Below are 22,238 nucleotides of genomic sequence, written 5' to 3'. Positions count from 1 at the left end.
GAGGCCATCACTTCACCTAAACTTCGGGCGAATCCACGCCTGCCCCTTCCCCTCCGGAACCCCTATGGTCCAGACCCGATTTCTGATCGCGGCCGTCGCGCTCCTCGCATGCTCCGCCACCGCCTCCGCCCAGTTCGCGCCGCCGCCCGCCAAACCCGTGGCGCCCAGGGCCGCAGCCTCGCCGCGTGCGGCGGCGTGCCATAACGGTGCGGGCTTCGATCGCTTTCTCGCCGACGTGAAGCAACAGGCTGTGGCCGCCGGCGTATCGCAGCGGACGATCGCGGAGGCTTCGCCCTACCTCGTCTACGACCAGGGCATCGTCAACCGCGACCGCGGCCAGCGCGTGTTCGGCCAGCTCTTCACCGAATTTGCCGGACGCATGGCGGCGCCCTATCGCATGCAGAACGGGCAGCAGCACATCAAGCAATACGCTGCCGCGTTCGCACGAGCCGAAAAGGAATACGGCGTGCCGCCGGCGGTGATCGCCGCGTTCTGGGGGCTGGAGAGCGACTTCGGCGCCAACATGGGAAATCTGCCGACGCTGAAATCGCTGGTGTCGCTCGCCTATGACTGCCGTCGCTCGGAGATGTTCGTGGGCGAGACCATCGCCGCGCTAAAGATCATCGACCGCGGCGATCTGCATCCCGATGAGATGATCGGCTCCTGGGCCGGCGAGCTCGGGCAGACCCAGTTCCTGCCCGTGCATTACGTCAACTACGCCGTCGATTATGACGGCGACGGACGGCGCGATCTGTTGCGGTCGCCAGCCGACGTGATCGGCTCGACCGCGAACTACATTGCCAACGGCCTGAAGTGGCGGCGCGGCGAGCCGTGGCTGGAAGAGATCAAGGTGCCGCAAAACCTGCCGTGGGAGCAGACCGACCTCACGGTGCGAGAGCCGCGCTCGAAATGGGCGCAGCTTGGCGTCACCTATCCCGACGGCCGGCCGCTGCCGAATGACAATCTCGCGGCCTCCGTGCTGCTGCCGATGGGACGCAATGGTCCGGCCTTCATGGCGTACCCGAATTTCGCGGCCTACACCGAGTGGAATAACTCGCTGATCTATTCGACCACCGCGGGCTATCTCGCCTCGCGCATTGCAGGTGCCGCGCCGATGCGCAAGCCGACGGCGCCGGTGGCGCAGCTGCCGTTCAACGAGCTCAAGGAATTGCAGCAACTGCTCGTGCGTGCCGGCTTCAATGTCGGCAAGGTCGACGGCGTGCTGGGCCAGCAGAGCCGCGCGGCCGTCAAGGCGATGCAGATCAAGCACGGCCTGCCGGCCGATTCGTGGCCAACGCCGGAACTCCTCGCACGCATGCGCGGCGCCACGGCGCAGGCGCAGCCGGCGGGGACGGTGCGGTAGAATTTTCGCACTGCACAAACGGCTCCCGCGATTGTATTTTTCCGTGAGCCTCCCATGTGAGTAGCTCAGGTTTTCTCCTGAGATTTCCCATTCACAAGCGAGCATCACATGTCCCTCTACGACGCGGCCGTCCCCGCCTATTTGCAAATGCTGAACAGCCTCACCGGCCTGCTCACCAAAGCCGAGGCGCATTGCGCGGCCAGGAAGATCGACCCCAGTGTCCTGCTCGGCTCGCGCCTCTTCCCGGACATGCTGCCGCTGTCGAAGCAGGTCCAGCTCGTCAGCGATTTCGCCGCCAAGGGCTGCGCCCGGCTGACCCATAGCGAGGTGCCCTCGACGCCCGACACCGAGACCAGCTTTACGGAATTGAAGCAGCGGCTGGCCAAGACCATCGACTATGTGAAGTCGTTCAAGCCCGAGCAATTCGAAGGTGCCGAGACCAAGGACGTCACCTTCCCCGCCGGCCCCGACAAATCCATCACCATGAAGGGCCAGCAATTCCTGAGCGCGTTCTCGCTGCCGAACTTCTATTTCCACGCCACGACCGCCCACGGCATTTTGCGCCACAACGGCGTCGAGATCGGCAAGCGGGATTTTATGGGCGCGAACTGATTTGCGAAATCGCACGGCCGTGGCAGTCGTAATCCACTGTCACGGCCAAGATCGCACATGAATTATGCTACGCGGGCCCCGTCGCGTAGCTCGCCTGCACTTTCCGTATGGCTCCTCCCTTGCGCCTGATGTCGCGATGCACAAGTGTTCGGGACCTCACACCCCTGGAAGCATTCCCCATGAGCCGTTCGACCAAATTGTTTGAGACCTACAAGCTCGGCCCGATCACGCTGGCGAACCGCCTGGTCATGGCGCCGCTGACGCGCAACCGTGCCGTGCCCGCCACGTTCGTGCCTGGTGCGCTCGCCGCCGACTATTACGGCCAGCGCGCCTCGGCCGGCCTCCTGATCACCGAAGCAAGCCAGGTCTCGCAGCAGGGTCAAGGCTACCAGGACACCCCCGGCATCTATTCGAAGGAGCAGGTGGCCGGCTGGCGCAAGGTCACCGACAAGGTCCATGCGCGCGGCGGCAAGATTTTCATCCAGCTCTGGCATGTCGGCCGCATCTCGCATGTCGACCTGCAGGCGGGTGGCGCAGCGCCGGTGGCACCGAGCGCGATCCGCGCCAAGGGCAAGACCTTCGTGAACGGCGGCTTCGCCGACGTCTCCGAGCCGCGCGCGCTCGAGCTCTCCGAAATCCCCGGGATTATCGACGATTTCAAGCGCGCCACGAAGAACGCGCTGGAGGCCGGCTTCGACGGCGTCGAGATTCACGGTGCCAACGGCTATTTACTTGAGCAGTTCGCCAAGGACGGCGCCAACAAGCGCACCGATGCCTATGGTGGCTCGATCGAGAACCGCGCACGGCTGATGCTGGAGGTGTCCAGGGCCGTCGTGGCCGAGGCCGGCGCCGACCGTACCGGCATCCGCATCTCGCCGGTGACGCCGGCCAACGATATCTCGGATTCCAACCCGCAAGCCCTGTACGACCATATCGTCGACGGCCTCAGCGCGCTGAAGCTGGTCTATCTCCATGTCGTCGAAGGCGCCACCGGCGGCCCGCGCGACATCGCGCCGTTCGATTATGCATCCTTGCGCAAGCGCTTTGCCGGCGCCTATGTCGCCAATAACGGCTACGATTTCGATCTCGCCACCAAGGTGCTGGACACCAAAGCGGCCGACCTCATCGCCTTCGGCAAACCCTTCATCTCCAACCCCGACCTCGTCGAGCGGCTGAAGCAGGGCGCGGCGCTGAACGACTGGGACAAGAACACGTTCTACGGCGGCAGTGCGAAGGGATATACGGATTACCCGACGCTGGCGGCCGAGCCGGCGGAGTAAGGGAGCGTCCACCCACACAGCCGCTGTCATGCCCCGCCTAGTGCGCAATTGCGCACGGGGGCGGGGGCATCCAGTACGCCGTGACCTCTCGGTTCGATCACAACCGTCTCTGGAATACTGGATTGCCCGCCTTCGCGGGCAATGAGATCGAATGTGTGGACGCGCTCGCGCCACCAGCGCAAAGAAAAAGGCCGGGATCGCTCCCGGCCTTTCGTTTTGGATGACGCTACGCGCCGCTTACTTCGCTTCCGCGCGCTTGGGCGGGGTTGCCGGCCACGACTTGATCAGGGTGTCGTAGTCGACGGTCTCGCCCTTCGGCTTCTCGTTGGCGAGCTTGCGCTGCGGAGCAATCGTGCCGTCCTTCTGGGCCTTGGCGAACCAGTATTCGGCCGTCTCCTTCTTGTGCAGCTTGGGACCGCAGGCGCCCTGCACGCCGGACTTCTCCAGGCGCTCCATGACGGAGTCCTGAGCGGCGGCCAGCGCGTCCATCGCGGCTTGCGGCGTCTTCGCACCGGACGACGCATCGCCGATGTTCTGCCACCACAGCTGCGCGAGCTTCGGATAGTCGGGCACGTTGTTGCCGGTCGGGGTCCACTGCACGCGCGCGGGCGAACGGTAGAACTCGATCAGGCCGCCGAGCTTCGGCGCACGCTCGGTGAACGACTTGTCCCAGATGTCGGATTCACGGATGAAGGTGAGACCGACATGGCTCTTCTTCAAGCTCACCGACTTCGAGATGATGAACTGGAGATAGAGCCAGGCCGCCTTGCGGCGATCCGCCGGGGTCGACTTCAGCAGCGTCACGGAGCCGGCGTCCTGGTAGCCGAGCTTCATGCCTTCCTTCCAGTACGAACCGTGCGGCGAGGGAGCCATACGCCATTTCGGCGTACCGTCCGCGTTCATCACGGCGATGCCCGGCTTCACCATGTCGGCGGTGAAAGCGGTGTACCAGAACATCTGCTGGGCGATGTTACCCTGCGCCGGCACCGGGCCTGCTTCGGAGAACGTCATGCCCTGCGCCTGCGGCGGCGCGTACTTCTTCAGCCACTCGAGATACTTGGTGATCGAGTAGACCGCGGCCGGACCGTTGGTGTCGCCACCACGCTCGACCGAGGAGCCAACCGGGCGGCAGCCTTCCATGCGGATGCCCCATTCGTCGACCGGCAGGCCGTTCGGAATGCCCTTGTCACCGTTGCCGGCCATCGACAGCCAGGCGTCGGTGAAACGCCATCCGAGCGAGGGGTCCTTCTTGCCATAGTCCATATGGCCGTAGACCTTGACGCCGTTGATCTCCTTGATGTCGTTGGTGAAGAACTCGGCGATGTCCTCATAGGCGGACCAGTTCACGGGCACACCGAGCTCGTAGCCATACTTGGCCTTGAACTTGGCCTTGTAGTCGGCGTTGGTGAACCAGTCGTAGCGGAACCAATAGAGGTTGGCGAACTGCTGGTCGGGCAGCTGATAGAGCTTGCCGTCCGGCCCCGTGGTGAACGACTTGCCGATGAAGTCGTTGACGTCGAGCATGGGATCGGTGACGTCCTTGCCCTCGCCGGTCATGTAGTCCGACAGCACGACGGTCTGGCCGTAGCGGAAATGCGTTCCGATCAGGTCGGAATCGTTGATCCAGCCGTCATAGACGTTCTTGCCGGACTGCATCTGGGTCTGCAGCTTCTCGACGACGTCACCTTCCTGGATGAGGTCGTGCTTGAGCTTGATGCCGGTGAGCTCGGAGAACGCCTTGGCCAGCGTCTGCGACTCATATTCGTGAGTCGTGATGGTCTCGGAGACGACGTTGATCTCCATGCCCTTGAAGGGCTCGGCGGCCTTGGCGAACCACTCCAGCTCCTTCTTCTGGTCTTCCTTCGACAGCGTCGAGGGCGTGAATTCCGCGATCCACTTCTGGATCACGGCGTCGTCGGCGGCGCGGACCGGCGCCGAGACGGCGAACGACACCGCAATGATGGCGGCGGCGCTGGACATGGTCAGAAAGCTATTCTTGGTCAATGGGCCTTTCCTTCTCCTAAACTGTCGCATGTTGTTCCTCCGTTGCAGCGACAAACTTTTATACAGACCCGGATTGCCCCCGGATCTGGCCGTCCCTTCGCGAGCTTCAGACCGTGCGAAAAATGAGCACGGCCGTGACCAGCGAAATTCCACTTGCGAGCCACAGGCGCGAGATTTCAACGCCCTCCTCGCCGATCGGCAGCGTTGCGATTGCATCGGTGCCGAAGAAGCCGATCCAGAGAAGGTGGATGACCGCCGCTGATATCAGCGAAATGAACAGGCGGTCGCCGCGCGTGGTCGGAATTCGGAGCACGCCGACACGCTCGGCTTCGGGATAGACCGCCGCAAGCCACGTCATCACGGCGAGCGTGCAGGCCAGCGCGGCGAAGAAGATCGCCGTCGGCAGCGTCCAGGCCATCCATGCGATCGATTCCATTGATGCCTCCTTAGACGCGACCGAGCGCAAAACCGCTCGCGATGTAGTTGCGGACGAACCAGATCACGAGCGCGCCCGGGATGATGGTGAGCACGCCGGCGGCTGCCAAGAGGCCCCAATCCATGCCCGATGCCGACACCGTGCGCGTCATGATCGCAGCGATCGGCTTGGCGGACACCGAGGTCAGCGTGCGCGCGAGCAAAAGCTCGACCCAGGAGAACATGAAGCAGAAAAAGGCGGCGACGCCGATGCCGCTCGCGATCAAGGGCACCAGGATCTTGATGAAGAAGCGCGGGAAGGAATAGCCGTCGAGGAAGGCAGTCTCGTCGATCTCGCGCGGCACGCCGGAGACGAAGCCTTCGAGGATCCACACCGCCAGCGGCACGTTGAAGATGCAGTGCGCGAGCGCAACGGCCCAGGGCGTATCGAAGAGGCCGATCGCCGAATAGAGATTGAAAAACGGCAGCGCGTAGACCGCGGCCGGCGCCATGCGGTTCGACAAGAGCCAGAAGAACAGGTGCTTGTCGCCGAGGAAGCGGTAGCGCGAGAAGGCGTAGGCCGCAGGCAAGGCAACCGAGATCGAGATGATGGTGTTGAGAACGACATATTCCAGCGAGTTGATGTAGCCGGAATACCAGCTCTCGTCGGTGAAGATGCGCTTGTAGTGCTGGAGCGTCGGGGTATGCGGCCACAGCGTCATCGTCGAGACGATCTCGGCGTTGGTCTTGAAGCTCATGTTGACGAGCCAGTAGATCGGCAGCAGCAGGAAGATCAGAAACAGCCCCATGATGAGGCGGCGGCCGGGAATCGAATGCATCAGGCCACTCCTTCCTTTGGCTTGAGCGCTGGCACGGGCTTGAGCGCGGCCGCAGGCTTCGGCTCCGCCGCCGGCTCGCTTTCGGCCTGAACCTTCCGCTCGGCGCCGGCATTGGTCATGACGGTGTAGAAGATCCAGCAGACGATCAGGATGATCAGATTGTAGACCAGCGACAGCGCCGCAGCCTTGCCGAGGTCGAACTGGCCGAGCGCGATCTTGACGAGCTCGATCGACACGAAGGTGGTGGAGTTGCCGGGCCCGCCGCCGGTGACGACGAACGGCTCGGTGTAGATCATGAAGCTGTCCATGAAGCGGAGCAGCACGGCGATCAACAGCACCCGGTTCATCTTCGGCAGCTGGATCGCCTTGAACACGGCCCAGCGCGAGGCACCGTCGATCTGGGCAGCCTGGTAATAGGCTTCGGGAATCGATTTCAGGCCGGCATAGCAGAGCAGCGCGACGAGGCTGGTCCAGTGCCAGACGTCCATCACGATGACGGTGACCCAGGCGTCGATGTCGTTGGAGACGTAATTGTAGTCGATGCCCGCGGCGTTGAGGAAGTAGCCGAGCAGCCCGATGTCAGGACGCCCGAAGATCTGCCAGATCGTGCCGACCACGTTCCACGGAATCAGCAGCGGCAGCGCGAGAATCACGAGGCAGGCCGCCACCGTCCAGCCCTCGCGCGGCATCGACAACGCGACGACAATGCCGAGCGGCACCTCGATCGCGAGGATCACCAGCGAGAAGAACAGGTTGCGGCCGAGGGAAGCGAGGAAGCGGCCGCCGAGATCGGTGGAGGGATCGAGCAGTTCCTTGAACCAGCCGACGCCGTTCCAGAAGAACTGGTTGTTGCCGAAGGTGTCCTGCATCGAATAGTTCACCACCGTCATCAGCGGCAGCACCGCCGAGAAGGCGACGACCAGGAACACCGGCAGCACCAGGAACCAGGCTTTTTGGTTGACGGTCTTGTCCATCAGGCGGCTCCTTCCACCAGAAGGCTGTCGGCATAGACGTGGACGTGTGACGGATCGAATTTCAGTCCGGCCATGCCATCCGAGCTGGTGAATCCCGCGGGCGCGCGCGCCGCGAGCTTGGCGTCACCGAAGCGTGCGCGCGCAAAACGAATGCGGCCGAGATCGTCGAGGCGCTCGATCTTCGCGGTGAGCAGGCCGGGCGCGGGGGCCACGACCTCCACGAATTCTGGACGGACGCCGATCTCGATCTTCGCGCCGACAGGCAGATTGTCGTAAGCACGGTTCAGCGCGATGACGTGACCGCCAATGCGCGCCTCGCGTCCCCTCACCTCGGCCGACAGGATGTTCATGCCGGGCGAGCCGATGAAATAGCCGACGAAGGTATGCGCCGGCTTGTCGAACAGCTCGGCAGGCGTACCGCTCTGCACCACGCGGCCGTCATGCATGACGACGACGGTGTCGGCGAAGGTCAGCGCCTCGGTCTGGTCGTGGGTGACGTAGATCATCGTGAGGTCGAGCTCGCGATGCAGCGCCTTCAGCTTGGAGCGGAGCTGCCATTTCAGCTCGGGATCGATCACCGTCAGCGGCTCGTCGAACAGCACGGCGGCGACGTCGGAACGGACGAGACCGCGGCCGAGCGAGATCTTCTGCTTGGCATCGGCCGTGAGCCGCGTCGCCTTGCGGTTCAGATAGGGTTCGAGGTCGAGCAGGCGGCCGATCTCGGCGACGCGCTTGTCGATTTCGGCCTTCGGCACGCCGCGGTTCTTCAGCGGAAACGCCAAATTCTGCCCCACAGTCATGGTGTCGTAGATCACCGGAAACTGGAACACCTGCGCGATATTGCGCTTCTGGGTTGACAGAGGTGTGATGTCCTTGCCGTCAAACAGGATTTGCCCCCGCGACGGCGTGATGATGCCGGAGATGACGTTGAGCAGCGTGGTCTTGCCGCAGCCGGACGGACCAAGCAGCGCATAAGCGCCGCCCTGCCGCCAGGTCATGGTCACCGGCTTCAGCGCAAAGCTGTCCTGCGGCGCATCGTTGCCGCCGTAGGAATGGGCGAGATCGACGAGGTCAATGCGGGCCATGGCGCATCCCCTCCTACGATCCAGGTGCTGCGACCAACCGGTCGGCAGCATCAAAGACAAAAACGTCGTTGGGATCGAGCACGGCGTCGAGCGTCTGGCCGGGCTCGAACTCGTGCACGCCGTGCAGCACCGCCACCCAGTTCGATCCTTCGCGGGTCAGATGCACGAAACTCTCCGAACCGGTGATCTCGGTCACCGTGACAGTGGCATGGAAGGCATGGCGATCAGCCTCGCCATTGGCGAGCGCGAGCTGATGCGCGCGAAAACCGACGCGATAGGCGCCGTCGGCCAGCGACGAATAGAGCCCTGAGGCCGGCGAGGCGGTGCCGCCGGCATAAGCGACCTGCCCGTTCTTCTTCTCGATACCGACGAGATTGAGCGGCGGATCGGAAAACACCTGGGCGACGCGCAGCGTCTGCGGCCGGCGGTAGACATTGGCGGTCTCGCCGATCTGGAGCGCCTGGCCTTCCCACATGCATACCGTATTGCCGCCGAGCAGCAACGCCTCGGTCGGCTCGGTGGTGGCATAGACGAAGATCGCGCCCGAGGCCTCGAAGATGCGCGGCAGCTCGGCGCGCAGCTCCTCGCGGAGCTTGTAGTCGAGATTGGCGAGCGGCTCGTCGAGCAGCACGAGATCGGCACCCTTGACCAGCGCGCGCGCGATCGCGGTGCGCTGCTGCTGGCCGCCGGAGAGCTGGAGCGGCGTGCGCTTCAGAAACGGCTCGAGCCGCAGCAGTTTTGCGGCTTCCGCCACCCGCGTCTCGATCTCGTCGCGCGGCTTGCCCTGCACGCGCAAGGGGGAGGCGATGTTCTCGTAGACCGTCAGCGAGGGGTAGTTGATGAACTGCTGGTAGACCATCGCGACCGAACGCTGGCGCACGTCGGCGCCGGTAACGTCCTTGCCGTTGACCAGCACCTTGCCCGAGGTCGGCTTGTCGAGGCCGGCGAGCAGTCGCATGATCGAGGTCTTGCCCGACAGCGTCGGCCCGAGCAGCACGTTCAGCGTGCCGCTCTCGAGCGTCAGCGAGACGTCGCGGATATGCTGGACCCCCTCGACGGTTCGGGTCACGTGATCGAGCGTCACGGTCATGAGCGTCCTCCCGCTTCCAGCAGAGGACTTTGCGGCACGGCGTGGGTCCTGATCCAGTCGTCAAGCGCAGCAATCTCATCGGCAGATAGTCGCAGGCCGAGCTTGGAACGGCGCCAGACGACGTCCTCGGCGGTCACGGCCCATTCGTTGGCCATGAGGTAGCGGACCTCGCGTTCGGTCAGCGTCGCGCCAAAGGCCTGGCCGAGATCGGCCGATGATTTGGCGTCACCGAGCAGCTTGATGGCCTTGGTGCCATAGGCGCGCGCGAGCCGCCTCGCGTGCTCGTGGCTGAGGAAGGGATAACCGCGCTGCAGCTCGGCGATCAGGCCGTCGATGTCGGACACATTCATGTCGCCGCCGGGCAGCGGCCATTTGCCGGTCCAGCCCTCCCGCGCTTTTGCGCTGCGAAGATAGGGCGCGAGCCGCTCCAGCGCCTCCTCGGCGAGGCGGCGATAGGTGGTGATCTTGCCGCCATAGATCGACAGCAGCGGCACGCCGCCGGGCGTGTCGAGCTCGAACACATAGTCCCGCGTCGCGGCCTTGGCTTCGCTGGCGCCGTCGTCATAGAGCGGCCGCACGCCGGAATAGGTCCAGACCACGTCGTCCGGGGTCACGGGCTTCGCCAGATATTCGCTCGCCGCGGTGCAGAGATACTGGATCTCCTCCGCCGTCGCCTTCACCTTGGCGGGATCGCCGTCATAATCGCGATCCGTGGTGCCGATCAGCGTGAAATCGTCCTGGTACGGGATCACGAAGATGATGCGACCGTCGGCATTCTGGAACATGTAGGCGCGGTCGTGGTCGTAGAGCTTCCTGACCACGATGTGCGAGCCCTGCACCAGGCGCACCTTGGCTTTCGCGTTGACGCCGGCGCCGCGGCCGAGCACGTCCTCGACCCAGGGGCCGCCGGCGTTGACCAGAGCCTTTGCCTGGACCTGCGAGCGCTCACCGGTCAGCGTGTTGACCATGCTCACGGTCCAGAGGCCGTCGGACTGCCTGATATCCGTTGCGCGGGTGCGGGTGCGGATCTCGGCGCCCTTGTCGGCGGCATCGCGTGCATTGAGCACGACGAGGCGGGCGTCATCGACGAAGCAGTCGGAATATTCAAAGGCGCGAGAGTAGCGATTCGGGATCAGCGGCTTGCCGACCTCGTCACGCCGCAGATCGACTGAGCGGGTTGCCGGCAACAGATGACGGCCGCCGATGTGATCATAAAGGAAGAGGCCGAGCCGCAGCAGCCAGGCGGGGCGCAGGCCGGCGTGATGCGGCAATACGAAACGCAAGGGGCGGATGATGTGGGGCCCGATACCCCAGAGAATCTCGCGCTCGATCAGCGCCTCGCGAACGAGGCGAAACTCGTAATATTCGAGATAGCGCAGGCCGCCGTGCACCAGCTTGGTCGACCAGGACGATGTCCCGCTCGCCAAATCGTTCATTTCGCACAGGAAAACCGTGTTGCCGCGGCCCACCGCGTCGCGCGCGATGCCGCAGCCATTAACACCGCCTCCAATGATGGCGAGGTCGAAAATACGCTCCAACAGACGCATCCCCCGGCGACCGCTCGTTCCGTCGAGCGGCTACTTTCGTTTTTGATTAGATCACACCGAAAAACGAAAGCAAGACGAAAGAGAGGAGGAAGGAAGTGAAAGCAAAACTTTTTCAACGCCAATACGGCGGAGAAATCAGCAGGAGAACGGACAAGTTTTGAGGCAGACGGCTCGGCTGATCGGCACAGGGGGCGCACCGCACCGCTTCAGCTGACTTGAATGTAGCAACATGCCTACATATATTCTACCCCATCGCAGGCGAGGAGGCGCGAACGATGGTCACCACCCTGACCAGTCGAGAGTTCAATCAGGATACGAGCGGTGCCAAGAAAGCAGCATCAAAGGGGCCCGTCTTCATCACCGACCGCGGCCGTCCAGCCCATGTCCTGCTGAGCATCGAAGATTATCTGCGCCTGAGCGGCGGGCACATGAGCCTTGCCGAAGCTTTGGCACAGGCGAACGCGGACTTCGATTTCGATCCGCCTCGCATCACCGGCGGAATCTCCAGGCCAGCCGATCTCGACTGATGTTTCTGCTGGACACCAACGTCATTTCCGAACTGAGGCGGCCGGACAAGGCTGATCGCAACGTGCTTGCTTGGGCCAATACAGCGCCCGCGGCGAATTTCTTCATGTCCGCCATCTCGATTCTCGAAATTGAACTTGGCGCGCGCCTGATCGAGCGCAAAGACGCGGTGCAAGGTGCTGTCCTGCGCGCCTGGATCGACGATCACATTCTGGCCCGCTTCGAAGGGCGGATCCTGGCTATCGATATGGCCGTGGCGCAGCGTTATGCACAACTTCACGTTCCCAATCCGCGGGCCGAACGCGACGCCCTTATTGCAGCCACCGCGCTTGTCCACGGCCTGACCGTCGTTACGCGCAATGTGGGGGATTTTGAACCTACGGGCGTGCCACTGCTCAATCCGTGGAGCAGTACATAAGCCTCAGCGAAGCCGCACCACCGGCGCGGCTTCCGGTGCCGCATCCTGGGCATCGGCCGGCACATCGTCGATGTCCGCCCCCTTCGGCATCGCCGCCATCACCTCGATGCCCTTGCTATGGCAGATCGTGGCGAGGCGCTCGGGAAGTTCCTGGTCGGTGACGAAGGTCTGGATCTGGGTCATGTGGGCGATGCGCACCGGCGCGCTGCGGCGGAGCTTTGTGGAATCGGCAACCAGCATCACGCTGCGGGCATTGGCGATGATGGCCTGCGCCACCTGCACCTCGCGATAGTCGAAGTCGAGCAGCGCCCCCTCCTCGTCGATCGCGGACGCGCCGATGATGGCGTAGTCGACCTTGAATTGGCCGATCAGCTGCGTCGCGGTCGAGCCGACCACGGCGCCGTCGGCCCGCCGGACCGTGCCGCCGGCGACCACCACCTCGATGCGGGGATGGCGGTAGAGCAGCATCGCGACGTTGAGATTGTTGGTGATGACGAGGAGATCCTCGTGCGAGGTCAGCGCGCTCGCGACCTCCTCCGTCGTGGTGCCGATGTTGATGAAGAGCGAGCATCCGTTCGGGATCAGCGAGGCGGCCGCCGCTCCGATCGCCTTCTTTTCGTCGGCAGCGACGAAGCGCCTTGCCTCATAAGCGAGGTTTTCGACGCCGGAGGCGATGATGGCGCCGCCATGGATGCGCGTCAGCGATCTCCGCTCGCAGAGGTCGTTGAGATCCTTGCGGATGGTCTGCGCCGAGACTTCGAAGCGGCGTGCGAGCTCCTCGACCATGACGCGGCCCGAGGCCCGCGCGATGTTGAGGATTTCGGCTTGGCGATGGGTTAGTCCGGTCACGGCAAAGGCCTCAAATCAGGAGAATGCATCGTGCGGCGGTTCGCGCCTTCGGTCAATGCGCGCGCCGATCACGGTTAACTTATGCGGCCCGTCACCACGCCATGGTGCTCGCGAGACGCGCGAGCAGCTGCGGATCGTCGAAGGCGCTGGCGGACGCGACTGCGCCGGCTGCAACCAGGTCAGCATGGCTGAGGCTGGTCCGGACGCCGATGGTCGGAATGCCGGCCGCCGTGGCCGATTGCACGCCGGTACGGGAGTCCTCGAATGCGATCGAGGCCTCTGCGCTCGCGCCGACGAAACGCAGCCCTTCCTGATAGGGCAGCGGATGCGGCTTGCCGTGCGGCAGCTCGGCGCCGATCACGAGCGCCTTGAAACGATGCGAGATGCCGAGGCCGGAGAGCAGCAGCTCGGCATTGAGACGCGGCGCATTGGTCACGGCCACCATGGGAACGCTGGCGGCGTCAGCCCGGTCGAGCAGCGCCATCAGGCCCGGAAGCGGCTCGATCTGCCCGGCCACGAGCGTACGGAAGACCTCCTCCTTCTCATCGAGGATCGAGGCGCGCCGTTCCGGCGCCTCGTCAGGCAGGAATCGCTCACCGATCGCGACATTGGCGAAACCTTGCAGCTCTCTGGAGAAGCGCGCGTGATCGAAGACGTGGCCGCGAGGGCCGAGCACCTGGTTGAACGCCTTCAAGTGCAGCGGGTCGGTGTCGGCCAGCGTGCCGTCGATGTCGAACAGCAAAGCCCTGCCCATTGCTTCCGTTTTGGCTTCGATCATTTCCGTACTTTCCCAAATCCACGGCGCATTGATGCGCGAGACGTATCAATATGGCTTCGACCGCGCAATGACGCATGGAGATGACGACGACGTGACACTCGACAAAGCCGCGCGCGGCTGCAACACTCGCCGCAAGATCAAAAAGGAGGAAACGATGACGATCAACCGACGCGATCTGGCTCTCTCGACTCTTGCCGTCTCCGCGCTTGCGCTCACGACATCGGCGCTCGCCGCTTCGGCGGACGAGGACGCCGTGGCGAAGAAGGTCGAGGCCTTCCGCCTCGCCCAGATCGCGGCCGATCCGAAGGCGCTCGGCGCACTGTGCTGGGACGATCTCAGCTACAGCCATTCCAGCGGCAAGGTCGAGGACAAGGCGACGTTCATCGCCAACGCCACCGACGGAAAGTCGAAATTCCTGTCGATCGACTACAAGGACCCCACCATCAAGGTCGTCGGTCCTGCAGCGATCGTGCGCTTCCACTGGCTGGGCGAACAGGAGATGGCAGCCGACGGGAAGAAAGTATCGACCAACCTCCACATCCTGATGAACTGGCAGAAGCAGGGCGACGAGTGGAAGCTCCTGTCGCGGGCAGCAACGAAGTTGTGACGACTCTTACCCTCTCCCCCCTGTGGGAGAGGGTGGCTCGTCGCGTAGCGGCGAGACGGGTGAGGGGTTGCCTCAGCGAGCCCCTTACTCTGAATCTCGAGAACGCCGAAATATACCCCTCACCCGGCGCTTCGCGCCACCTTCTCCCACGAGGGGAGAAGGAAGGAGCAGCGGTGTGCTCGGCAAAAAATTCCGACCGGCTCCGCGAGCCGGGAATAACCAGCAGGCGCTTTACGCCGCTTCCTTCACGTCACCGTTCACCAGCTTTTGCGCGGCGCGTTCGGCTTCGCGCGCGTTGCGGAAGAGCTGGCCTTCGAGACGGTTGAATCGGTGGGACGAGGCAAAGAAGCAATAGCCTCCCGAAGAACGAACGACGATACCTGCGGTCTGCGAATTGACTTCGATGATGTAGCTGTCCGGCATGGTCCGTGGATTCCTCAGTGCGGGCAAATAACGGCACTCCTGCCCAAAGGTTCCCAGGCATTTTGAGGCCGTTTTCACCCCGAATCGACACGCAATTGAGTACGCCGAGACCTCATCCGTTTTATGACTGGTTCTTGGCGAAGCCGCGACGCGATGACTCACGCGCGCCGCGTTTGGCGACGCCGCGCGCCTGAGGCAGAGCGTCGCGCGCGATTACGTCGCGATCGTCGTGTGGGTCGAGCGAACGGCTTGCGGGCGGCCGTGCTCGTCGATCGAGACGTAGGTGAAGTTGCCGTCGGTGACGAGGAAGGGATGCTCCTCCCCGCGGCGCAGCGCCCACGCTTCCAGATGCACGGTGAGCGAGGTGCGGCCCACGCGTACGAGATTGGCGTAGACCGACACGAGATCGCCGACATAGACCGCCTTGCGAAAATTCATTGCCTCGATCGCGACCGTCACGGTGCGCGACTTCGCCGCCTTTGACGCAAACACGCCGCCGCCGACGTCCATCTGGCTCAGCAGCCAGCCGCCGAAGATGTCGCCATTCGCATTGGTGTCGGCGGGCATCGCCAGCGTGCGGATGCAGAGATCGCCGCTCGGCCCGGTGTCGGAGCTGATAGGGGTGTGGACGTGAGGGTCGGTCATATGGTTGATCTCCGGCGGCTCTCGGCTCTGGATACAAAGCCGCGGCGCCTTGCGCAACATCGACACGAGGCAAGCTCGCGCTATCCAATCGGCCGCGGCGACCCGACGAGGATTCCGGTATCGTTCAGTTTGCGTTGCCACTCCGCATCATCGGCCCGTGGCGCGCGTCCGGTCGTTGCCGTTACCAACCGTTCCAGCCTGCTCCATAGCCGGAGATGGTCGCACGGATAATTGGCCCATCCATTGATGACACAATAGCGGATGGTGTGGTCACGGTGATGACACCAATGATGCTCGGGTGAGCAGACCAGATGCAGCCGTTGCGCCATGCGCAGGAGCAGCGGGCGGACCGGCCGGTGCGCGAGATTGTGAAAGCTCATGCCAAACAGCATGCAGGTCGCGATCACGAACCAGACGATCATCAGCGCACAGGTGAGCGCCGAAACCGGAAACAACGCCGTGACGGTGGCCGCGACTCCGACCACCGCCGCGCTCGGAGCCGCACCGAGAGACGCCTGGTCGAGGAATCCGTAGAGCAAAACGTGGCCGGGGTGGGTGTGATGCTCCCGCGTGATCGCGATGCCGCGGCCGAGCATCCCCTCGTCGAGCCAGGTGTCGACCACCCAATGCACAAGCCCTGAAAAAAGGTCAGCGAGGAAATATCCGGCCAAGAGCGCGACGATCAACCACGGCCAGTGCAATCCCGCCGTCGGATAACGCCCGACGAGATAGCCTGCGCAACAAAGGATCACGACGACATCGGCCCCGCAGCACAGCCGCGTGATGATGATCTCGCGCAGGGTCGCTTGCTTGAAGAACGGGATCGTCGGCATCGGCGATACTCCCCACGGGCTCCACCACCCATGATAGCATCTTTTGACCGACGGCCCCCTATTGCAAACTGTCCCAGCCCGCATCCGGCGCGAAACGTCCGCCGAATCGCTCGGCGAGCCCGCGCAAGGTGGACACGACATTCTCCACGCCGCGCGTGCGGGCATAGTTCAGCGGGCCGCCGCGGAACGGTGCATAGCCGGTACCGAAGATCATGGCGCCATCGACCGCATCGGCATCGTCGACGATGCCCTCGCGAAGGGCAGCAACGCAGACATTGGACATCGGCAGCACCAGGCGGTCGATCATCTGGTCGGTGACGCGTGGGCCGGTCTCGGGGAGCGGTGCCTTCTCGGCCTTGCCGTCCTTCCAGGTGTAGAAGCCCTTGCCGGTCTTGCGGCCGAGCTCGCCCTTGGCGACCTTGTCGCGCAGCCACGCCGGCGTCGGCGGCAGGAGATCGCCGAACTTGGTGCGCAGCATGTCACCGACGTCGAGGCAGATGTCGAGCCCGACCTGATCGGCCAGCTCGATCGGCCCCATCGGCATGCCGAACTGCTCCGCCGCGGCATCGATCAGACGCTGATCGATCTTCTCGTCCAGCATCACCATGGCTTCGAGCATGTAGGGCGTCAGCGCGCGGTTGACGAGGAAGCCCGGCGAGCTTTTCACGGGCAGCGGCAGGCGATCGATGGCGCCGACGAACGCGAGCGCGTCTTTCAGCACCTGCGGGTCGTTGCCGTCATGGCTGACGACTTCGACCAATTGCAGCCGCGACACCGGATTGAAGAAATGCAGGCCGACCAGCCGCTCGGGCCGCGCCAAAGTCGTGCGCAGATCCTGAAGCGGAATGCTCGACGTATTGGTCGCGAGGATCGCGCCGGGCTTCATCCGCGGCTCGAGGCCGGCATAGACCTTCTGCTTCAGCTCCAGCTTTTCGGGCACCGCCTCGATGATGAGATCGGCGTTGCGGACGCCTTCACCGTCCATATCAGGGATCAGGCGATCGAGCGCGTCGCGCTCGTCCGTGGGCTTGCGGATGATCTTGCCGTAGAGCTCGGCCGCGCGCTTGACCGCGCCTGCGATCGGCTCGGCTTTCATGTCGGCGAGCGAGACGCGTAGCCCCTGCCCGGCTACCCAAGCCGCGATATCGCCGCCCATGGCGCCGGCGCCGATGACGTGGACATGCTTCACTGTGTTGCCGGAGCCCGCCGCCTTCTTCATCTGCTCGCGCAGGAAGAAGACTCGGATCAGGTTCTGGGCAGTCGGCGTCACCATCAGCTTGGCGAAGGACGCCTGCTCCGCCTTCAGCATCGCGGCCTTGCTGCCGCCATGGGTCTCCCAGAGATCAATCAGCGCGTAAGGCGCGGGATAGTGCTCGCGGGACGCGGCCTTCGCCGCCTCCGCGCGCATGCGCCTGGCCAGGAGACCGCGCACGAAGCCAAAATTGGCTGCACGCGCGAGCAGGCCGGGCTTGGCCCGCTTCAGCCGGCCGAACAATGCATCCTTCACCGCGCCGCGGACATGGCGCTCCTGCGTCACGGTATCGACGAGGCCGAGCGATCTGGCGCGGCGCGCGTCGATGGTGCGGCCAGTCAGCATCAGCGCCATCGACTGGGTGGGATTGACCAGCGCGGTAAACCGCGCGGTGCCGCCGAGGCCGGGATGCAGGCCGAGCATCACCTCCGGGAAGCCGAAGCGCGCACCGTCGATCGCGATGCGCGACTGGCAGGCCAACGCAACCTCGAGCCCGCCGCCGAGGCAGAAGCCGTGGATGACAGCGACCGTCGGCAGCTTCAAGGCTTCGAGATGGTCGACCACCGCATGCGCGGCGCGGATACGCATCTCCACCATCTCGGGATCGGATGCGCCGCGGAATTCATTGACGTCGGCGCCGGCGATGAAGCCGGATGGCTTTGCCGAGCGGATCACGAGGCCGGCCGGGCGTTCGGTCTCGATCGCCGCGAGCACGGCGTCGAACTCCTCCATCACATCCGAGGACAGCGTGTTGGCGCTGGCATCAGTGCGGTCGAACAGCAGCCAGGCGACGCCGTCTGCATCGCGCGTCAGCTTGAAGTGCCTGTACGGGTTGTCCGTCGCGGGCTTGGGCCCGAGTTCGAGCACGCGGTCACCGAGCGCGGTCATGATCCTGGAATCCATGGTCACACCGCCTCGATCAGCATGGCACCGCCGAGCCCGCCGCCGATGCACTCGGTGGCAATTCCGCGCCGCGTGCCGAGCCGCTTCATCGCGTTGACGAGATGCAGCACGATGCGGTTGCCGGAGGTGCCGACGGGATGGCCGAGCGAGATGGCGCCGCCATCGACGTTGAGTCTGTCGCGGTCGATCTCGCCGGCGGCGCCATCGAGGCGCAAAATTTCTCGGCAGAACTTGTCGTCGTTCCACGCAGCTAAGCAGCCGAGTACCTGCGTGGCAAAGGCCTCGTTCAGCTCCCAAGTCTCGACGTCCGTGATGGTGAGGCCGTTGCGCTGTAGTAATGGTGTTGCCGACATCACCGGCCCGAGCCCCATGATGCTGGGATCGAGCGCGGCCCAGTGACTGTCGACGATCGCGGCCTTCGGTGTCAGCCTGTGCTTTGCGACGGCCGCGTCGGAGGCGAGGATCACCCAGGACGCGCCATCGGTGATCTGCGAGGAATTGCCGGCGGTGACCTGGCCCCACGCGCGCTCGAACACCGGTCGGAGCTTTGCCAGTGTCTCCGCCGTCGAGTCCGGACGCACGCCATCGTCATGGTCGAAGAATTTTCCGTCGCGGGAGAACGCGGTCTCGACCTCGCCCTTCAGAAAACCCGCGCCTTGCGCGTGGGCGAGCCGGCGGTGGCTCTCGGCGGCATAGGAATCGGATTGCGCGCGCGTAATGCCGAAGAGGTGGCCGACGACTTCGGCGGTCTGGCCCATGTTCAGATCGGTGACGGGATCGGTGAGCCCGCGCTCGAGGCCAATGATCGGCTTCAGGTCGCGCGGACGCAGCTTGAACGCGGCGGCGAGCTTGGCGGCCACGCCCTTGGCGGTGGCAAGGCCGGCGAACCAGCGCACGCCGGAGTTCGGCCAAACCAGCGGCGCATGGCTGAGCGCCTCGGTGCCGCCGGCGAGGATCATGTCGGCATGGCCTTCGCGGATGTAGCGATAGGCGGTGTCGATCGATTGCATGCCGGAGCCGCAATTGATCTGCACGGTGAAAGCGACCATGTCCTCGCCCATGCCGAGCCGGAGCGCCGCAACGCGGGCCGGGTTCATCTCGTCGGCGATGACGTTGACGCAGCCGAGGATGACCTGGTCGAAGCTGTCCGGCGCAAACGGCTGGCGCGCCAAGAGCGGCCGTCCGCATTGCACGGCGAGATCGACCGGCGTAAACGGCCCCGGCCCCGAACGCGCCTTCAGGAACGGCGTCCGACTGCCGTCGACGATGAATACCGGTCGTGCCATCAGCTCGCCGCCCTCTGTTCACCGAGTTCCTGGAAGAACTGATGCACGTCGCCGGATTTCTTGTAAATCGGCGACAGCGCTTCCGGCGCAAAATCGTCGACCTCGATCACTTTTGTGACGGCTTCGCGGGCGGCGGCCAGCTGCTCGCCTTCGACTTGCGTGATCACGCCCTTTGTAACAGCCTCCTTCCAGTCGCTTATATGCGCGGCGCGCATCCGCTTGGCGATGGCATCGGTGCTTGCGACCAGCAGGAACGCGCGCTCCAGCCGGGCAAAGCCGCCGTCGTCATCGACATGGGCGAGATCCCGCGTGAGGCGCTCGCGCGCCGCCGAGGGCTCCAGCACGATGGCAGCGCATTGATGCACGAGGCGGTCGGAGGGGCCGAGCACGCGGGCGCCGAACGGCTGGACCACGAGCTTGAGGAAGCCGGCAACAAAGCGGTTGGGCAGATTGGCGAGAATTTCGGCCAGCCGGTTCTCGATCGTCTTGAAGCCGGTCGCCATGCACCATTCGAGCGCGGCAAAGTCCTCCTTCTGACGGCCCTCGTCCTGCCAACGTTTCAGCGCGGCAGACAGGAGATAAAGTTCAGAGAGAATGTCGCCGAAACGGGCCGACAGCATCTCCTTGCGCTTGAGCGCGCCGCCGAGCGTCAGCAGCGCCATGTCGGCACAGAGTGCAAACGCGGCGGAGTAGCGCGAGAGCTGGCGATAGAATGGCGTGGCGTCGCCCGCATCGGGCGCCATCGCAAAGACGCCAAAGGTCCAGCTCTGGCCGAAGGCACGGAACAGGGTGCGGAGGCTATGGCCAATATGCTTCCAGAACGCCTTGTCGAACGCGGTCAGGCCGCGCTCTCGGTCGGTATCGGCCAGCGCGTTCATCTCGTCGAGCAGGTAGGGATGCGCACGGATGGCGCCCTGCCCGAACACGATGAGATTGCGGGTCAGGATGTTGGCGCCCTCGACCGTGATTCCGACCGGCACGGCGCGGTGCAGATTGCCGAGATAGTTTTGCGGACCGTCGATCACGGCCTTGCCGCCATGGATGTCCATGGCGTCGTCGATCGCGGTGCGCATCCGCTCGGTGGCGTGCAGCTTCATAATGCCGGAGATGACGGCAGGATGAACGCCGGCATTCAGTGCCGCGCAGGTCAGCCGCCGCGCCGCGTCGAGCTGATAGGCGGTCGCGACGATGCGCGCGAGCGGCTCCTCGACGCCCTCGAATTTCGAGATGGAGATGCCGAACTGCTCGCGGATGCGGGCATAGGCACCGGTGGCGCGCGCGGCGTAGGCGGCACCCGCAGCCGAGAGCGAGGGCAGCGAGATGCCGCGGCCGGCGGCGAGCGCGGTCATCAGCATCTTCCAGCCTTGTCCCAGCCGCTCCTTGCCGCCGATGACGTAGTCGAGCGGAATGAAGACGTCGCGGCCCCGGTTCGGGCCGTTCTGAAACACCTGCATCGACGGCAGATGGCGATGACCGATCTCGACGCCGGGCAGATGGGTCGGGATCAGCGCCACGGTGATGCCGAGCTCCTCCTGGTCGCCCACGAGGTGGTCGGGATCATAGGCCTTGAAGGCGAGGCCCAGCAGCGTCGCGACAGGGCCGAGCGTGATGTAGCGCTTGTGCCAATTGAGCCTGAGGCCGACGACCTCGCGGTCCTCGAAGGTGCCCTTGCAGATGATGCCGGTGTCGACCATCGAAGCGGCGTCGGAGCCGGCTTCCGGGCTGGTGAGGCCGAAGCAGGGAATGTCACGGCCGTCGGCGAGGCGCGGCAGCCAGCGCGCCTGCTGCTCCTTCGTGCCAAACCGCATCAGGAGCTCGCCTGGCCCGAGCGAGTTCGGCACCATGACCGTCACCGCAGCGGCGATCGAGCGGGTCGAGATCTTGCGCACCACCTCCGAATGGGCATAGGGCGAGAAGCCGAGGCCGCCGAACTCCTTCGGAATGATCATGCCAAAGAATTTTTCGTGCTTGACGAAGTGCCAGACGTCCGGCGGCAGGTCGCGCCATTCCCAGAAGATCTTCCATTCGTCGAGCATGGCGCAGAGCTCGTCGACGGGTCCCTCGAGGAAGGCCCGCTCCTCGTCGGTCAATTTGGCCGGCGCAATTTTCAGCAGCTTCGACCAATCAGGGTTGCCGGTGAACAGATCGGCATCCCACCAGACATCGCCCGCCTCCAGCGCCTCGCGTTCGGTATCGGACATCGCCGGCAGCACGCCGCGGGCCCAGGAGAAGATCGGCTTTGTGATTTTGTCGCGGCGGAAGCTCATGGCGGACCTCATGCATCGGCGCGGTTGTCGGCATTTTAGCGGAAAGCGGCCGGCGGCGGTGAAGACTTCGCCTGCGACATTGACGCGGCCAAGCGCCCCCGGACCATAACGGCCAGGGTGCGGCGGCAGTTCCGGGAGGGGAAAATGGGGCAGTCATTCCGGGGCGCGCCTCTGGGCGCGAGCCCGGAATCCACTCCCGATCGTGGTTATGGATTACGGGCCCGACGCACGCGTCGCCCCGGAA

General features: G+C 64.4%; 20 protein-coding genes and 1 pseudogene. 6 read left to right on the top strand and 15 right to left on the bottom strand.

All coding sequences use genetic code 11. The features are described 5' to 3' along the window. Positions 1-64 precede the first annotated feature (64 nt). The 3 genes from RAD10_RS25540 to RAD10_RS25530 all read left to right on the top strand — a co-directional run bounded on the left by RAD10_RS25540 (position 65) and on the right by RAD10_RS25530 (position 3,255). On the top strand, positions 65-1,363 hold the full coding sequence (locus RAD10_RS25540; RefSeq protein ID WP_461619665.1) for a lytic murein transglycosylase: 1,299 nt from the start codon (positions 65-67) through the stop codon (positions 1,361-1,363). Positions 1,364-1,471: 108 nt separating this feature from the next. Continuing rightward, positions 1,472-1,975, top strand: coding sequence for a DUF1993 domain-containing protein (locus RAD10_RS25535; protein WP_091956111.1), 504 nt, complete (start codon positions 1,472-1,474; stop codon positions 1,973-1,975). A 179-nt stretch (positions 1,976-2,154) separates the two neighbouring features. After that, entirely contained in the window at positions 2,155-3,255 is a 1,101-nt protein-coding gene (locus RAD10_RS25530; protein ID WP_461619664.1) for an alkene reductase, read from the top strand. Between the two features lie 237 nt (positions 3,256-3,492). Here RAD10_RS25530 and RAD10_RS25525 read toward each other — a convergent pair whose 3' ends face one another. From RAD10_RS25525 to glpD, 7 genes are all read right to left on the bottom strand, one after another. Further along, positions 3,493-5,235, bottom strand: a complete 1,743-nt coding sequence (locus RAD10_RS25525; RefSeq protein WP_212249373.1) for an ABC transporter substrate-binding protein — start codon at positions 5,233-5,235, stop codon at positions 3,493-3,495. Between the two features lie 130 nt (positions 5,236-5,365). Then, positions 5,366-5,695 (bottom strand): DUF2160 domain-containing protein, encoded by a 330-nt coding sequence (locus tag RAD10_RS25520; protein WP_018323269.1) that lies wholly within the window; start codon positions 5,693-5,695, stop codon positions 5,366-5,368. Between the two features lie 10 nt (positions 5,696-5,705). Then, a complete protein-coding gene (locus tag RAD10_RS25515) occupies positions 5,706-6,512 on the bottom strand; it encodes a carbohydrate ABC transporter permease (protein ID WP_194406557.1) in 807 nt (268 codons plus the stop codon). Further along, positions 6,512-7,486, bottom strand: a complete 975-nt coding sequence (locus RAD10_RS25510; protein WP_461619663.1) for a carbohydrate ABC transporter permease — start codon at positions 7,484-7,486, stop codon at positions 6,512-6,514. The genes RAD10_RS25515 and RAD10_RS25510 overlap by 1 nt, the downstream gene beginning before the upstream one ends. Beyond that, a complete protein-coding gene (locus RAD10_RS25505; protein ID WP_461619662.1) occupies positions 7,486-8,571 on the bottom strand; it encodes an ABC transporter ATP-binding protein in 1,086 nt (361 codons plus the stop codon). The genes RAD10_RS25510 and RAD10_RS25505 overlap by 1 nt, the downstream gene beginning before the upstream one ends. A gap of 13 nt (positions 8,572-8,584) precedes the next feature. Further along, positions 8,585-9,661 (bottom strand): ABC transporter ATP-binding protein, encoded by a 1,077-nt coding sequence (locus RAD10_RS25500; protein WP_183259755.1) that lies wholly within the window; start codon positions 9,659-9,661, stop codon positions 8,585-8,587. Further along, positions 9,658-11,208 carry a glycerol-3-phosphate dehydrogenase gene (gene glpD / locus RAD10_RS25495; protein WP_461619661.1) on the bottom strand — a complete coding sequence of 517 codons (1,551 nt, stop codon included), beginning with the start codon at positions 11,206-11,208 and terminating at the stop codon, positions 9,658-9,660. Before glpD ends, RAD10_RS25500 begins: the two co-directional genes overlap by 4 nt. A gap of 275 nt (positions 11,209-11,483) precedes the next feature. On the opposite strand from glpD, the gene RAD10_RS25490 reads away from it, so the two are divergent. Both RAD10_RS25490 and RAD10_RS25485 read left to right on the top strand, forming a co-directional pair. Further along, positions 11,484-11,735, top strand: coding sequence for a type II toxin-antitoxin system Phd/YefM family antitoxin (locus RAD10_RS25490; RefSeq protein ID WP_028141741.1), 252 nt, complete (start codon positions 11,484-11,486; stop codon positions 11,733-11,735). Continuing rightward, the gene (locus tag RAD10_RS25485) at positions 11,735-12,151 is read left to right on the top strand and encodes a PIN domain-containing protein (protein WP_461619660.1); all 417 of its coding nucleotides are present in this window, start codon (positions 11,735-11,737) and stop codon (positions 12,149-12,151) included. The genes RAD10_RS25490 and RAD10_RS25485 overlap by 1 nt, the downstream gene beginning before the upstream one ends. 3 nt (positions 12,152-12,154) lie before the next feature. Here RAD10_RS25485 and RAD10_RS25480 read toward each other — a convergent pair whose 3' ends face one another. Together RAD10_RS25480 and RAD10_RS25475 are read right to left on the bottom strand one after the other, a co-directional pair. Beyond that, positions 12,155-13,000 (bottom strand): DeoR/GlpR family DNA-binding transcription regulator, encoded by an 846-nt coding sequence (locus RAD10_RS25480; protein ID WP_461619659.1) that lies wholly within the window; start codon positions 12,998-13,000, stop codon positions 12,155-12,157. Positions 13,001-13,091: 91 nt separating this feature from the next. Continuing rightward, positions 13,092-13,778 carry an HAD family hydrolase gene (locus RAD10_RS25475; protein WP_461619658.1) on the bottom strand — a complete coding sequence of 229 codons (687 nt, stop codon included), beginning with the start codon at positions 13,776-13,778 and terminating at the stop codon, positions 13,092-13,094. 154 nt (positions 13,779-13,932) lie between these two features. Between RAD10_RS25475 and RAD10_RS25470 the strand changes: the two genes are divergently transcribed. Further along, the gene (locus RAD10_RS25470) at positions 13,933-14,385 is read left to right on the top strand and encodes a nuclear transport factor 2 family protein (RefSeq protein ID WP_091956352.1); all 453 of its coding nucleotides are present in this window, start codon (positions 13,933-13,935) and stop codon (positions 14,383-14,385) included. A gap of 231 nt (positions 14,386-14,616) precedes the next feature. Here the strand turns inward: RAD10_RS25470 and RAD10_RS25465 are convergent, their stop codons facing one another. The 6 genes and pseudogenes from RAD10_RS25465 to RAD10_RS25440 all read right to left on the bottom strand — a co-directional run bounded on the left by RAD10_RS25465 (position 14,617) and on the right by RAD10_RS25440 (position 21,994). Next, entirely contained in the window at positions 14,617-14,808 is a 192-nt protein-coding gene (locus RAD10_RS25465; RefSeq protein WP_461619657.1) for a hypothetical protein, read from the bottom strand. 213 nt (positions 14,809-15,021) lie between these two features. Beyond that, positions 15,022-15,453, bottom strand: coding sequence for an acyl-CoA thioesterase (locus tag RAD10_RS25460; RefSeq protein ID WP_461619656.1), 432 nt, complete (start codon positions 15,451-15,453; stop codon positions 15,022-15,024). A gap of 209 nt (positions 15,454-15,662) precedes the next feature. Continuing rightward, positions 15,663-16,286: pseudogene (locus RAD10_RS25455) on the bottom strand (fatty acid desaturase CarF family protein); the annotation flags it as partial. A 58-nt stretch (positions 16,287-16,344) separates the two neighbouring features. Continuing rightward, positions 16,345-18,441 carry a 3-hydroxyacyl-CoA dehydrogenase NAD-binding domain-containing protein gene (locus RAD10_RS25450; RefSeq protein WP_461619655.1) on the bottom strand — a complete coding sequence of 699 codons (2,097 nt, stop codon included), beginning with the start codon at positions 18,439-18,441 and terminating at the stop codon, positions 16,345-16,347. A 2-nt stretch (positions 18,442-18,443) separates the two neighbouring features. Continuing rightward, a complete protein-coding gene (locus RAD10_RS25445) occupies positions 18,444-19,727 on the bottom strand; it encodes an acetyl-CoA C-acetyltransferase (RefSeq protein WP_461619654.1) in 1,284 nt (427 codons plus the stop codon). Continuing rightward, positions 19,727-21,994, bottom strand: coding sequence for an acyl-CoA dehydrogenase (locus RAD10_RS25440; RefSeq protein WP_461619653.1), 2,268 nt, complete (start codon positions 21,992-21,994; stop codon positions 19,727-19,729). The genes RAD10_RS25445 and RAD10_RS25440 overlap by 1 nt, the downstream gene beginning before the upstream one ends. Positions 21,995-22,238: the final 244 nt, after the last annotated feature.

The sequence above is a fragment of the Bradyrhizobium sp. 23AC genome (genome assembly GCF_054863025.1).
Note: the sequence above shows the minus strand (reverse complement) of the source record. Positions and strands in the feature narration are given on the sequence as shown.